The following is a 15,549-nucleotide window of genomic DNA, read 5'->3' as shown; positions in this document are numbered from 1 at the left end:
TACAGGTAAGTATTTTGTTGTTTTTTGTAGAAGCGAAATTAATACGTTATAACCTATTGTTTTACAGTTGTTTATTGGTTTGAATTTTTTGTTTTTATTAACAAATTTACTTCAGAAAAAAATGTTAAATATGAATGTGAAACTAAATGTATTAAGTGCTGGTGTGCTGTTTTTTATAGGACAGGGGATTTCAGCACAAAAAGTAAAGAAAGATACAGCAGCATCAAATGAGATTGATGAAGTTGTAGTAGTGGGCTATCGGAGCACTACAAAAAAGACAGCAGTTACTTCAGTTGCTACGGTTGATAGTAAGACAATTGAAAATAGACCCAACTCCAATGTTTTAAATATTGTTCAGGGGCAACTTGCTGGTGTAAATGTTACTGCAAGTACTGGTCAACCAGGAGCAAAGCCAACGGTTATTATCAGAGGGGTAGGGACATACAACGGTAATACTGACCCGTTATACGTTATCGATGGCTTTCCATCAAATAGTGATAATTTTAGATCAATTAACCCGAATGATATTGAAACATTTTCTGTTTTGAAAGACGCTTCAGCAATTGCTCAATATGGCTCTAGGGGGTCTAATGGGGTAATTATGATTACTACTAAGAAAGGAGGCTATAATGAAAAAATGCGCATTAGATATAGTACGCAGTTTGGTGTTTCTATGTTACAAGATCCTAAATATAATTATGCTAGCTCCAAAGAATTGTTGGCTATACAGAAGGGATATGGTATAGGTTTAGGGGCTAAAATGAGTGCTGAACAAATTGCCAATTATAATATAGATACTAATTGGAGGAAGGTTTTCTTTAGGCCAGCTGTTACTCAAAGCCATGATTTATCAATAGAATCTGGTGGGAAGAATATTAGCTCATATACTTCTGTAGGTTATTTGAATCAAGACGGTATCCTAAGAACTACGGGATTGAAGAGATTTACTGTAAGAAATAATATTAATGGAAAAAGTTCCAATGACCGGTTCAAATATTCTTTGGTGACAGGTGTTGGATTTTCCATGAACAATGAGGCCATTTTAGATGGTGGTGTTATTAATAGAAATTATGTATTAGGTGCTTATCAATCTGCACCGTATTTATCACCCAGCCTATACCAAAGTGGAAAGCAATTATTCGATTTGTATCAAAAAGATGGTACTTTATTATACACACCATTAATGTTGATGGATAAATTGGTGAATTATAATAATCTAACAGAAGAACTAAGGCTAGATATGGCTTCCAATTTGTCATATAAAATAACAAATGATTTAACAGCAAGAATAAGAACTTCAGGACAATTTCTGAATACAAGATTTACTCAGGCAGAATATCCGCTTTCTTTTAATGCGTTTTTATTTAAAGGAGCTCAGGAGTTTTCAGGATTTGAAGATGTCAATCAAAGAAGAGAGTTTTTATTTAATAATTTATGGCAATTAGACTATTCAAAGACTATAGATAAACATAGTTTTTCTTTAAGTGGATATGCGGAATATAATTATTCACAATGGGATGCCACTAATTTTAGACAACGAGGCCTAGATCCAAAAACTTTTGTCCCTGGGGCAGGATCCGGATATATTGCAGATACTCCTGATAATGATTTTTATGTACCACAAACAGCCGTATTTAAATTAAAACTAAACATGATCTCATACTTCGGATCATTTACCTATGATTTTAATAAAAAATATGGAATAGAAGGTTTTATTAGGAGAGATGGGACAAGCAGATTTGCTAACGACAGGCAATGGGGAACTTTTTGGTCAGTTGGAGGTCGATGGAATTTAGATCAAGAAGCTTTTATGCAGAATGTAAAGTTTGTAGATATTTTCAAATTAAGGGGATCTTATGGTACTCAAGGAAATCAAAGGATTGTTGATGCTGATTCAAATACGAGTATACCGAGTGTTTATGCTGGATTAAATCCACCACGCTTTACCAATATTTATTCTGTTACCAATAATACTTATAATGGAAATCAAGGATATGCAATTACTTTTGGTGATAGTAACTTGAGATGGGAAACAACTAAACAATACAATATAGGAGTAGATTTTGAACTTTTCAAAAGAAGATTGAGAGGTTCTTTTGATTATTATAACAAAAAGACGACTGAGTTATATATGCCTGATCCGTCAGCTCCTGTATTGGGAACTCTAAGTGTTGTAAGGAATACGGATGCTTCAATTGTTAATAAAGGTATCGAAGTGAGTTTGGCTTATGATATATTAAAAAATAAAGAAAAAGATATTTCATTAACTTTTAGAATTAATGGATCAATAAATACTCAAAAAATAGATGGTATTAAAAGTGGTGGAGGCCGAATTTCTGAAGGGGCAGTACCTCAATATATCACAGCAAATGGCGGGTTATTAAGAGAGCCTTTTGTATATAAGTATTTAGGTGTAAATCCAGCTAACGGAAATTTATTGTTCGAAGATATTAATGGTAATTCCACTGAAAATCCAACTGTGGCAGACAGAAGGTTGTATGGGAAAAATAATTTACCAAAATATCAGGGAGGTTTTGGACTAGATTTTAATTATAGCAACTTCTTTGCATCCACTACATTTACTTTTGTTGCTAGAGTTGTGCGCTATGATTATGATCTGTCAAGCTTATATAATCCCAATAACTTAGCTAATTTTACGGTAGAAAAAGATCTTCAGAATGCATGGACAATGACTAATGTCAATACAGATGTACCTTCATTAAAGGCTTCAAATTTAGGACTTCAAGGACATTCTGATCGATTTTTGAAAGATGCATCCTATCTTAGAATGAGAAATGTTCAGATTGGATATAGATTACCTCAAAGATTTTTGAAAGACACCTTTATAAATAATCTATCTGTTACTTTACAGGCAGAAAACTTATTTACTATTTCAAAATGGAAAGGTTTTGATCCAGAAAGTCCTAGAAATAGTGATCAGCAAAAATATCCGACACCTAGAATTGTGACTTTAGGTTTTGATATTAAATTCTAATTAATGAATATTAAAATAATTACAATGAAAAAAATATTTATATATATAACATTTGTGTCTGGGTTATTACTAACTTCTTGTGATAGTGATTTATTAACACCTTTTACTCCTGGTTCTTTAACAGAAGAATCTGCAATTACTCAATCTTCAGATTTGCAAAAATTAATGAATTCCACATATAATATCCTTTCAAATAGATCTGAAGTTGTATTTTCCTCGGTATTTACAGATGAAGTAGGAATTGGATATGCGAATGGTGGACAAGGACTTTCAACAGAATATATTTTCTTGTTGATTCCTTCGTCAGAGATTCCTGCTAATATTTGGGTAGATACTTATTCTGCTTTAGCAAGAGCAAATAGAGTTATTCAATATGCAGATAAAATAGTAACAACAACTCCAACTGATGCAGTATTGATTTCCAGATTAAAAGCTGAGGCTTTGACAATAAGAGCGTATGGACATTTGAAAATATTATCCTATTATTCACCTAACCTAAAAGATGATAATGCTTTGGCTGGTATTCTAGCCAATAAAGTGTTTTCTTTTGAAGAAAAGGAAAATCCAAGAGTAACAAATGGGGTGTTTTATGCGCAGATTCAGAAAGACTTAGATGATGCTCTTTCAATTTATAATGGACTTAGTAATTATACTGCTGATAATAAGCTTGCTAATAAAAATTTTGCAAAAGGATTGAAAGCAAGAGCGTATGCTTATAAAGGAGATTATATAAATGCTGAAAAATGGGCAGATGAAGTAATAAATACTTCACAAATAACATTGGCTAATCCAACAGATTACCGTAAAATATTTTTTACCGATAATGAACCTGCTAATAAAGAAGTAATTTTTAGATTAAAAAGAACTCCTCAGCAAAATACTCAATTAACAAATTTACATAATGGTTGGTGTTCTGTTGCTCCTAATGTAGATGGATCTCCTTTTTATGAAGTAAGCAGGTCTTTATTTAATATACTTAATCAAAGACCAACAGATGTTCGAAGAAGTGTCATTGTAGCTCCATCATCAGTTATTGATCCTAATTATGCTACTTCAAGTGATTATAGAAATACAGATAAGCTGATTATTCAAAAACACGGTGGTACAGAAAAAGGAAATACAACATCGGCCGTAACTAGTACAAATGGTTTTAATAATGATTATAAAATAATGAGAATATCCGAAATGTATCTTATTAAAGCTGAGGCAAGAGCAAATGCCGGAGATCTAGCAGGAGTAGGATCTGTATTAAAATCTATATTAGATGAGAGGTTTGGTGCAGTACAAACAGCTCCTGTATACTCAAATATAATGGCTGCATGGGCTGATATATTGAAAGAACGAAGATTGGAATTAGCTTATGAAGGGCATCGTTATATAGATCTAAAAAGACTCGCAGTATTAGCTAATGTCACAATAGACAGAGACCCTGCTGATTATTTATCTAGTTCTTCAAATTTTCCAGCTGCAAATCCTGTAAATCTACCAAATAGCAGTTATAAATTTGCTTTACCCATTCCTCAGGATGAATTGAATGCAAATCCTGGAATTAAGCAAAATATCGGATATTAAATATAGATAACAGATTTTTAATTTTATTTTCACGGAGACTGCCTTTTTAGGTGGTCTTCCTGATTTTTATCAGGTTGTTATTTATGTTTTTTCGCTGAAAAGTATTCGCCTTTTTGCTTATTTAACGAAAAAATGAATATGGTTTATTTTTTTCATTTTATGTTTTAAATTAATTTGAATATCCGTTTATTTGCCTAATCCTGTGATATTAGCAATAATGAGCCTTTCAAATAGTCTATCACCAAAATATCTTCGATTCAGCTTATAAATAAACTCGTTTAAGTATAATTGAAGATACTTCTTTTTTATTTTATGATACTTCCCAAGTAGGTTTCTTTTTGCATTGCTGATGGCTATATGTACCCATTTCAAGGTTTCTTGCGTCGTTTCTTTTGAACTGTTTTCCATCACGTGAAGCTCCACAAAATCAGAAATACCTACATAAGAACCACTTTTATCCGTGAGAACAATGCTTTGGTTATCAATAGATTCCTTAATGGGTTCATTGATTTCTTCCGAATCGTGACCTTGTAAAACCTTAGCTTTGAAGTAGCGGACTTGCTTTTCCTTTTTGCCTGTTTCTATATTTTCTAAAGGTATGCTTTGCGCCATCATAGCAACGTTTTGCTTACCAACTGCTCCTTTTACACGAATTCCTTTTTCTTTTTCAATTTCCGAAGATTCTATCGTAAAATAGGCTTCGTCAAATTCTATCATTCCTTCTAATGTATACTGCGAATCGCGGTTTCCCATCGCTTTTCGGAGTTCGTGAACCATTGCCCAAACCGGTTCATATCTTTTTAAGCCCAATTGTTTCTGAATCTCTTTGCTGGAAAATCCTTTCTTCGTTATACTCATTAGAAACATCGTTTTATACCAAATTAAAAATGACAGATTAGAATTTTCCATAATCGTTCCTTTTCTCAAAGAAGTTCTGTACTTACAAGATTTACACTCATAGCTCTATTTATCTTTCTTCCAATAATGACTGCTATGACTACATTTTCGGCAAGTTATTCCTATTAAATCACGCTGATTCCTAAAGTGATCTCTACAATCTTCTTCAGTTCCAAAATGGGTGGTAAAACTAAATAAATTCATATCTCATGTATTTCAATAACAAAAAGTTACAAAAATATAGGTGAAATTACAGATATTCAATTTTAAATTATTAAAAGCATTCTAATTTTTAGAATGCTTTGTCTTTATTGGTTGATTTATCTGTTTATTTTTTATTATTTTATCTGTTTTATTGGTAAAATGTAATTTTAAATTTACATATTTTTCATTTAAAATTACATTTTAATATAAATTTTTCATTCATTTTCTAGATTTTATATAATGTGTTGAAATTTTTAACGATTATTAAAATTTATCTAATATTATTTTTTTTAAAAATTCTTTAACTTTTTTTTAACAAAATACAGGTAAGTATTTTGTTATTTTTTTATAAAAACGAAATTAATACGTTATAATCTACTGTTTTATAGCTATTTATTAGTTTGGATTTTTTGTTTTTATTAACAAATTTACTTCAGAAAAAAATGTTAATATGAATGTGAAATTAAATGTATTAAGTGCTGGTGTGCTGTTTTTTATAGGACAGGGGATTTCAGCACAAAAAGTAAAAAAGGATACCATTTCCACAAAGGAAATTGATGAAGTCCTCGTAGTAGGATATGGTACTCAGAAGAAAAAAGAAATTACAGGTGCTGTGACTTCTATTAAAGCTGCTGATGTTGCCACTATAGCTGCTCCAAGTTTTGAACAGCAGTTGGCAGGTAAAGCTGCGGGGGTTCAAATTACAAGTACTACAGGAGTATTGGGAGAGGCTCCTAGAGTAAGGATTAGAGGAGTGGCATCCATAAATTCAGGAACATCACCTCTATATATTGTCGATGGTATTCCGATTTTTTCAGGAGATATTGGAGGGCAAACCTCAACAAATGGATTGGGTGACATTAACCCAAATGATATTGAATCTTTCGAGGTTTTAAAAGATGGGGCTTCGACAGCAATTTATGGCTCAAGAGCTGCCAATGGAGTAATTTTGATCACTACTAAAAAAGGAAAAGGAGGACGATTAAGCCTGAATTTCAGTAACTATGCAGGGTATGCAATGCCAGTAGGTTTGTATAAATTGCTTCAGACTCCAGAGTTTATAGCAATTTCAAATGAAAAAAGATCAAATGCAGGGCAGTCTGCTATTGCTGTGGGAACAGAGTATAATACAGATTGGCAAAAAGCGGTTTTGCGATCAGCTGCCTTTCAGACGGATAATCTGTTGTCTGCCTCGGGTTCATTTGGAAAATCCAGTTACTATACTTCTATAGGATATACAAAGCAGGAAGGAGTTGCGATGCCTAACGAAATGACAAGATTTTCTACCCGGGCAAATATAGATCATCAAGCTTTTGATTGGTTAAAAATCGGAACGAATCTCAGTTTTACAAAAACAGACTATGTGGGTTTAAATACAGGGTCTTCTTCACTTTCTGGTAATGTTTATAATGCAATTAAACAGTTGCCTAATACTCCGATTTATAACCCAAATCATCCGACAGGATACAATATTGATTTTCAAGATCCCCGGATAGTAGGAAGATGGCAGAACTTATTGCAGGCAGGAGATAATATTACCAACATTATGTATGTGCTTGATAATAATAAATTGCAATCCGGTGTAAATAGATTGATTGGGTCTGTATATGCGGATGTAAGACTGTATCCTTTTTTGAATTATAGAATTCAGGTGAGTGCTGACCAGTCTCAAACCAAAGGTTTTTATTATTACAACCCATTACATGGTGATGGGCAGGGAGGAAATGGTGAAATCAGAAATGATTTTTCAGATTATCTAAGAAATAATATCCAAAATATTTTGACATTTAATAAAACATTTGCAGAAAAGCATAATGTTACCTTAGTATTGGTAAACGAATATCAAAAACAGAAACTTCAAAGTTTTTATGGTGGCGGAAAAGATTTATCTAATACTTTTTTTAACAATGGAGTTATTTCAGGTTCTATGGGAACTCCACAATCAGGAGGAGGAATAACCGAACAAGGTATATTGTCATATGCAGCGAGGTTTAACTACAATTATGCTGGTAAATACTTTTTACAGGCATCTGTTAGAAGGGATGGATTGTCTTCTTTGCCGTCGAAAAATAAATGGGGGAACTTTCCAGGAGTGTCTGCAGGTTGGACTGTTAGTAAAGAAAACTTTATGCAAGGTGTTAGTGATGTAATATCTGATCTTAAGCTAAGAGCTTCTTATGCCAAAGTTGGAAATACTGATATTGGTAATTATCCATATTTAGGGTTATTTAGTAATTTGAAATATGCAAATTATAATGGCTTGGCATATTCACAGATTGGGAATGATGAATTACGATGGGAGACAAGTAAAAAAATTGACTATGGGGTAGATTTAGCATTGTTTAGAAATAAATTGAGATTAACTTTTGATTATTTTGAAAACAAGATTTCAGATATGATTTTGGATGCTCCTTTAGCACTGTCGCTTGGGGTACCTAATAATAGTATTTCTAAAAATATTGGAGATATGCAGAATAAAGGGCTGGAATTTTCTGTAGACTACAGTGTGATTAATACACAAAATTTTGGATTAGATGTCAATGCAAATGTTACGTTTATGAAAAATAAAGTGTTGACTCTTGCAAATAATAATGCAGATATTTTCTCAAGTGCTAATAATATTATCCGGGCCGGTGAATCTTTGAGATCTATTTACGGATTTGAGTACTGGGGAGTAAATGCAGCTAATGGGAATCCTGTATATTACAAAGCAGATGGGAGTTTGGTTCAGGGACTTGTGGGGAAGGGGGCTTATGCTGTATTTAATCCTTCTAATCCTGATGATGTGTCGAAAGCGGCTAATTTAAGTGCATTAACGGATAGAAAGGTGTTGGGCAGCTCTTTGCCAAAGTATTTCGGAGGGTTTAGTTTTAAATTTAGATTCTATGATTTCGATTTGGGTACAACTATTCGATTTAGTGGAGGTAATAAAATATTTAATGCTACCAGAAGAGATTTAATGACATTGAATTTCAATAATAACTCAACTGAAATTTTGGGAAGATGGCAGAGTCCTTCAAATCCAGGAGATGGAATGACTCCGAAATTATTTTTTGCAGATAATACCCTTAGTAATTCTACAAGTAATGCTTCGTCAAGATTTTTGGAAGATGCTAGTTTTATTAAGTTTGATGTGATTAGTTTAGGATATAATTTTCCAAAGGAGGCCCTTAAGGCTATTGGTGTGAGAAGTTTGAGGATTTATTTTCAGGCTCAAAATGCTTTTATCATTACTAAATATAAAGGATTAGACCCAGAAATGGAATCTGCTGGTGTAGATTTTAATGGGACACCTCGTCAGAGAGTATTTAGTATGGGGCTTAATGTTTCATTATAAATTAAGATAACAATGAGAAAAAATAATATAATAAAAAAAGGAGTGTCAATTTTATCGATATCGTTATTAATGGCAATAATGAACTCTTGTTCAGATAGAGAAACCTTAGACTTGCAGCCGTACAATAATGTAGATGAGAATTTAGCTTTTTCAACAGCAGGGAATGTTGATCTTTCTATAATGGGGGTTTATAATGCTGCACAAAATGGAATTTATAAAACGAGCCCTGATGCTCTGAATACTCCTAGAGGATATGTGTTTGGTGCAGCTTATATAGAGCAGAATGATATGCGTGGAGAAGATATGGTGAATACGGCAACTTTTTACCAACTGACATATACGGCAACTTATGATGGTGGTTCACCTAATAATGTCCATTATTGGATGAATGCTTATGGACTGATTAATAAAGCAAATATCGCAATAGAAGGTCTGAGAAAGGCCGGGAGTAGTGGTGTGATTACAGGAGAAGTTCGTGATAATTATTTGGGCGAGATGTATTTTTTACGAGCGTTGGCTCACTTAGAGTTGTTAAAGCATTTCTCCAGACCCTATAATTTTACGTCTGGTGCAACTCATCCGGGAATACCTTATCGGGTGACAGCTATTACTAGCCCCAGTACAATTGATGAAGCTCTTAAAGTAGGTAGAGGGACAGTAGCGGAAACATATTCAAAGATTCTTGCTGATTTAGATATGGCAGAAACCTTGACGGGAAGTAGTAGTACAAGGGCTGGCAATATCAAGATTACCAGAGCAACTAAAGAAGCTGCTATTGCATTGAAAGTTAGAGCTTACTTAAATATGAGAGATTGGTCAAAAGTCCTTACCGAGGGAGCGAAGTTAAATTCGGTTTATTCCCTTACTGCTTCTCCTAGTCAACCATTTATATTGGCAAGTAATTATAATAATTCAGAATCTATTTTTTCTATTGAAAATTCTGCTAATACAAATCCGGGGACTAATGCGGGACTAGCATCTATGTATAATAATAGATCATTAGTGTGTATTAGTCCTATCATCTGGAGAAATCCTAGATGGTTAGCTGATGATAAAAGAAGAGAAGAAACGACAATGGTAAGAACCGCTTCTACAGGAGTTAAATTTGTCAATAAGTATAAAGATGTTACTAATTTATCAGATGGAGCTCCAATTATAAGGTATGCTGAAATACTTTTATCTATGGCGGAAGCTAATGCCAGGCTAGGTAATGCAGCAACGGCAATTACTCAGCTTAATCAAGTGAGAAACAGATCATTGGCTACTCCGGCTACTCAGGAATATACACTGGCTTCGTTTACTGATGCTACTTCTTTGGTAGATGCTATTATAACAGAAAGAAGAATTGAGTTTTTAGGAGAAGGGATGAGATGGGGAGATATCCACAGGTTACTATATGATGATTTAGTACCTACTCCTGGTATTCCTGCTAAAATGGCAAACGGTATGCCTGCAGGATCTGCTTTTGCGTTGGGAACTTCATACACAGGACCGTTGGGTGTTGCTATGGTTCCCAAAACAGATTTCAGGATTTTATGGCCACTTCCAAATGATGAAGTGGTGAATAATCCCACTCTTGCTGCGCAACAAAATCCAGGTTGGTAAAAAATGAATTCTAAGATCGGTTTAAAGGAAAAAAGTATAATTTATTTTGTGAAAAATATAATATAAATGGCAAAAATAAAGTCAGAAAACATTTTCAAAAGTATGCTGATTTAAACTGATTTTTAGAGATCATATATTAACAGATTTTTAATTTTATTTTCACGGAGACTACCTTTTTAGGTGGTCTTCCTGATTTTTATCAGGTTGTTTTTTATGTTTTTTCGCTGAAAAGTATTCGACTTTTTGCTTATTTTAACGAAAAAATGAATATGATTTATTTTATTTTTTTCGTTTATATAATTAATTATGGTTTATTTTTTTCATTTTATGTTTTAAATTAATGTACATTAATTTTTATTTCATTTTTCTTTAAAATTCCATTAATATTCAAAATGCTTTGGCATTCTTTAAAATTTAAAATATAATTAAACTTTTTATTCATCATTTTTTAGAGTTATTTGAGAATAATTCTTATCTGGCGGGCGGTTTTCAGCTTTTAATAAATTGATGTTATTAATATTTATTAACATATTTGTTCCCTTGAATATATTAAAATCTGTTAATATGAATGTGAAGTTGAATGTATTAAGTGCTGGAGCTTTGTTTTTTTTAGGACAAGCTGCCTATGCACAAAAAACTAAGAATGATTCTATCCTGAAAGAGAATAAGATCGATGAGGTAGTCGTTACGGGATATCAGAAGAAGAAAGCAGATCAAATTACCCAGGCTCAGGCCGTTGTAAGTGGTGATGCTATCAGAAGAAACTCTCCTACAACATCTATCGGAAATTCATTACAGGGTAGAGCTTCAGGGGTTTATGTACAAAGTGCTACCGGACAGCCTGGTTCTGTTGCTACAATCATGGTAAGAGGAGTTGCCGGTGTTGGTGGTTCTTCTGAACCTACTTATGTAGTGAATGGTATGTATATGAATGCTAGACAGTTCAGTGCAATTAATCCTGCTGATGTAGAGTCTATTTCCGTTCTTAAGGATGCTGCTGCTACAGCTCAGTATGGTGCAAGAGGGGCTAATGGGGTAGTTGTAGTAACAACTAAAGCCGGAAAAGCTGGAAAAACTCATTATTCATTCGAAAGTAAATTTGGTTTCAGTGAAAAACTGAAAGATAACAACTTTAAGATGATGAACTCCAGAGAGTTAATGAACTTCCAAAATGAATTAGGATATCTTAACGTAGAAATAAGACCTCAAAAGGAAATTGATGCTCTTGCTGCTTATGATCATGATTGGCAAAAAAGCTTATTGAGACCATCAAGCATTCAATCTTATTTGTTCAGTGCACAGGGAGGATCCAGAGAAAGTACATTCTACTATTCATTGGGATATGATTCTGATAATGGTATTCTTAAAGATGTAGACGGACTTAAGAGATATACAGGTAACTTCGGGTTTACTAATAAACTGAGTGAGAAGCTGAATGTAGGAATCAACGTGGGTGTTCAGTATCAGGTTACACAAAACATCAGAGACAGAAACAATACGCAGAACCCATTCGCAGCGATGTATAAATATGCTCCTTATGAGCCGGTTTATAATCCAGACGGAAGCTACAACCAAAAAATGAGAGCGGGTTCAAATACTGTGGAGCAAATCCGTAACAACAGAGTAGAAGACCAGAGATTAAGAATCCCTGCAACTTTATTTGCAGAATATAAAGTGATAGACGGATTGAAATTCAAAACAAATTTCAATGGACTTTTCGACTGGTTCATGTCTACTTCATGGATGAAAAAAGGATCTAACCTGGATTTAACTACAAATAAAATCCCTACGGGTTCATTAAGTAAGAATTCATTCTATGGATTTAACTATACATGGAATAACTCATTAAACTATAAGAAATCATTTGGGAAACATAATTTTGATTTCTTAGGATTTATCGAATATAATGATAACTTCAACGAAACATTAGCGGCAAGTGCTTATGGATTAAAATCTACTACACTTAGCGTTCCGTCTATTACTACTCCTTCCGACAGAAATACATTTACCGGAGCTAAGATCAGAAATACCCTTTTCAGTTTAGCAGGTATGGTAAACTATGATTATGAAGGCAGATATTTACTAACAGGGTCTTTAAGAAGAGATGCTTCTTCAAGATTCGGAGCTAACAACAAGAGCGGGATCTTCTGGTCAACAAGTGCTGCCTGGAACATCGCAAAAGAAGATTTCATGAAAGGTGGTTTCTTCAACGACTTGAAACTTAGAGCTTCTTATGGTACAACAGGAAATGATGGTTCATTATCTGATTACTATAACGTAGCAAATGTTGGTTTCGATTTATACGGAAATGGTGCATCTTTATTCCCTGGAACATACAACAAAGATGAAAAAGTTTACATCATTGGTAACCCTAACCTAAAATGGGAATCGAATGCCGTAACAAATGCTGGGGTTGATTTCTCAATGTGGAAAAGAAGAATCCGTGGTTCCGTGGAGATCTACCAAAACAAGAGAAAAGACTTTGTACAGTTAGTACCTTTAGATAAACAGGAAGGTGCATATTATCAGTATATCAATGCTGGAGATATGTCACAAAAAGGTCTAGAAGCTGAATTAAGCGTAGATGTAATGAGAAAGAAAGATTTCCAATGGACCGTACGTGCTAACATTTCTTTCCAAAAAGCAACGCTTGATAAATTATCAGACGGACAAACTGAAAGAAACCTTGGAACGACTTACCTTAAGGTAGGAGAAGCTCCATATGTGTTCTATAATGTTAGATTCGCAGGAGTAAACGCAGCAAACGGAAACGCTCAATATTACGATAAAGCCGGAAAAATTACTGAAACATATAGTGCTTCCGATGCAGTTCCAATTACAGATAAAACTCCTTTCCCAAAAAGCTTCGGAGGTTTCGGAACTACAATTCAATATAAAGGATTTGACTTTAGTGCAGATTTCACATACAAGTTAGGTGGATATACATATAACAATATGTACGCTGCTGCTGTAGACCAGAGTTTGGCTAAAGGAGGTAGAAACATGGCGCAGTCTGCTGCTGACATGTGGAGAAGTCCACAAAATCCAGGTGTATTCCAAAGAGTAGACACTAATGGTATGCGTGATTCTGATCAGTGGATTGAAAAATCAGATTACTTAAGATTAAGATCCCTTACATTAGGATATACATTTGATAAAGCAGTTCTGGGAGAAGATTCTCCAGTGAGTAAGCTAAGAATGTATGTACAGGGACAGAATTTATTTACAGTAACTAACTTCCACGGTGAGCCAGAAGTTTCTATTGGATCTGGAGAGTCTACGGCACTATTCGTTCCTGGATCATTTAACCTTTATACTTATCCTACTGTAAGAACGATCATGGTGGGAATGCAATTAGAATTTTAATATTGAATAGCTTTATGAAAAAGAATATAATAACAATAAGTTTAGCTGCGTTGACCATTTTTGTATCGTTAACGTCTTGTGAAAGAAATTTGGACCAGATCTCGTCTGTGAATGAAGCGGAAGAGCAGGCAATGACCAGACCAGAATCATTCAGACAAGCTTTAGATGGAGCTTATACAGCATTTAAAACTACAGGATATTATACAAGTGATACAGGTAATCAGCTTATTATGGGAGACCTTACTACTGATAACCTTATTATTACAAATTCAGGAAGAAACTCTAACGCTGCAGCTTCCAACTTTGAATTCTCATCAGATAATTCACAGACAACAGGTTTGTTTAGTGCTGCATACGCAGTAGTCAGCAGAGCTAACTTTGTTATGTCTTATCTTAATAACGGAGTCGTAACAGGTGCAGCAAAAGATAATGTAGAAGCAGAAGCCAGAGCCATCAGAGCTGCAGCTCATTTTGATATTTTAAGAGCATATTCTGTAATTCCAACACAAAATTCACCAGCGGTAAACCAGTATGGAATTTATTATTCTGAATCTTATAATCCGTTAAATAATAGTTCATCCAGAAATCTTACAGTAGATCAGGGATACCAGAAAGTAATTGATGACTTATTAATTGCTGCTGATAAAATTACACAGAACGATGCTGATAAAGGAAGATTCAGTAAAGCGGCTGTGTACGGATTATTATCAAGAGTATATCTTTATAAAGGAGATTATACGAATACTGTAAAATATGGTAAATTGGCATTAGGACTTTCTCCAAGTGTGACAACATTAGATAACTTTAACAGAATCTGGAAGGAAAACGAAGGATTGGCTAAGATTACTGATGGAGTTCTATTCCAGATTTCAAACGCAGCACCTGAGCGTAATACAGTAGGAGTTGCTTACAACCAGTTAATTGATGGTCAATACAGATCAGAATTTGTTGCAGATTATGATTTCTTCAACTCTTTTGCTGCTAATGACGTGAGAAAAACTGTTTATTTTACTCCAGCTACATACAACAAAAAAGTATATAACCACATTACAAAATATGCTGGTAATGGTGGACCGGTAAACATCGTTCCAGTTAAATACCTAAGAACTGCTGAAGTATTATTAAACGTAGCAGAAGCTTCTTTCAGAGAAGGGGATCAGGTAACAGCCCTTACTTTGCTAAATCAACTGAGAAAAGAAAGATATACTTCATTCACTCCTGGAGCAGAAGCAGGACAGCCTCTATTGGATGCTATTCTTAAAGAAAGAAGACTAGAACTTGCTTTTGAAAATGACAGATGGTATACATTGAAAAGATTAGGTCTTTCTGTTCAGAGATCAGGTAAAGGAGATGTTGCTGATGGTACCGGGTCAAAAGCAATCAAGCAGACTCTTGCAGCAGGCAGCGATCTTTGGCAATGGCCAATTCCTGTAACAGCAATTCAGGCTAACCCGAACATTCAACAGAATGACAAATATTAAGAATTAATGTTTTTGATATAAATAGGAAGAGCTTCATGAAAATGGAGCTCTTTTTTTATTTGAACTTTGATATGAGAATCGTTAAGTATTTT

6 protein-coding genes and 1 pseudogene are annotated in these 15,549 nt (G+C 34.0%); 6 read left to right on the top strand and 1 reads right to left on the bottom strand.

Features of this window, described 5'->3' with window-relative positions:
- Positions 1-130: 130 nt before the first annotated feature.
- Both M2372_RS04230 and M2372_RS04225 read left to right on the top strand, forming a co-directional pair.
- Positions 131-2,995, top strand: coding sequence for a SusC/RagA family TonB-linked outer membrane protein (locus M2372_RS04230; RefSeq protein WP_185018691.1), 2,865 nt, complete (start codon positions 131-133; stop codon positions 2,993-2,995).
- A gap of 24 nt (positions 2,996-3,019) precedes the next feature.
- Entirely contained in the window at positions 3,020-4,567 is a 1,548-nt protein-coding gene (locus M2372_RS04225; protein ID WP_185018692.1) for a RagB/SusD family nutrient uptake outer membrane protein, read from the top strand.
- A gap of 186 nt (positions 4,568-4,753) precedes the next feature.
- Here M2372_RS04225 and M2372_RS04220 read toward each other — a convergent pair.
- Positions 4,754-5,668: pseudogene (locus tag M2372_RS04220) on the bottom strand (IS1595 family transposase).
- A 451-nt stretch (positions 5,669-6,119) separates the two neighbouring features.
- Here M2372_RS04220 and M2372_RS04215 point away from each other — a divergent pair.
- From M2372_RS04215 to M2372_RS04200, 4 genes are all read left to right on the top strand, one after another.
- The gene (locus M2372_RS04215; protein WP_123318223.1) at positions 6,120-9,005 is read left to right on the top strand and encodes a SusC/RagA family TonB-linked outer membrane protein; all 2,886 of its coding nucleotides are present in this window, start codon (positions 6,120-6,122) and stop codon (positions 9,003-9,005) included.
- Positions 9,006-9,074: 69 nt separating this feature from the next.
- On the top strand, positions 9,075-10,610 hold the full coding sequence (locus M2372_RS04210; RefSeq protein WP_228455632.1) for a RagB/SusD family nutrient uptake outer membrane protein: 1,536 nt from the start codon (positions 9,075-9,077) through the stop codon (positions 10,608-10,610).
- A 564-nt stretch (positions 10,611-11,174) separates the two neighbouring features.
- Positions 11,175-13,976, top strand: coding sequence for a SusC/RagA family TonB-linked outer membrane protein (locus M2372_RS04205; RefSeq protein ID WP_123318225.1), 2,802 nt, complete (start codon positions 11,175-11,177; stop codon positions 13,974-13,976).
- Positions 13,977-13,990: 14 nt separating this feature from the next.
- Entirely contained in the window at positions 13,991-15,457 is a 1,467-nt protein-coding gene (locus M2372_RS04200; RefSeq protein WP_123318226.1) for a RagB/SusD family nutrient uptake outer membrane protein, read from the top strand.
- Positions 15,458-15,549 lie beyond the last annotated feature (92 nt).

It is taken from the genome of Chryseobacterium sp. BIGb0232 (genome assembly GCF_024810195.1).
Classification (GTDB): Bacteria; Bacteroidota; Bacteroidia; order Flavobacteriales; family Weeksellaceae; genus Chryseobacterium; species Chryseobacterium pennae.
The sequence above is the reverse complement of the archived record's forward strand: the minus strand, read 5'-3'. Positions and strand labels throughout refer to the sequence as shown.

Excerpts from the sequence above, each read along its gene's own strand:
- M2372_RS04230 (WP_185018691.1), top strand. The coding sequence starts at position 131 with ATGAATGTGAAACTAAATGTATTAAGTGCTGGTGTGCTGTTTTTTATA.
- M2372_RS04225 (WP_185018692.1), top strand. The coding sequence starts at position 3,020 with ATGAAAAAAATATTTATATATATAACATTTGTGTCTGGGTTATTACTA.
- M2372_RS04215 (WP_123318223.1), top strand. The coding sequence starts at position 6,120 with ATGAATGTGAAATTAAATGTATTAAGTGCTGGTGTGCTGTTTTTTATA.
- M2372_RS04210 (WP_228455632.1), top strand. The coding sequence starts at position 9,075 with ATGGCAATAATGAACTCTTGTTCAGATAGAGAAACCTTAGACTTGCAG.
- M2372_RS04205 (WP_123318225.1), top strand. The coding sequence starts at position 11,175 with ATGAATGTGAAGTTGAATGTATTAAGTGCTGGAGCTTTGTTTTTTTTA.
- M2372_RS04200 (WP_123318226.1), top strand. The coding sequence starts at position 13,991 with ATGAAAAAGAATATAATAACAATAAGTTTAGCTGCGTTGACCATTTTT.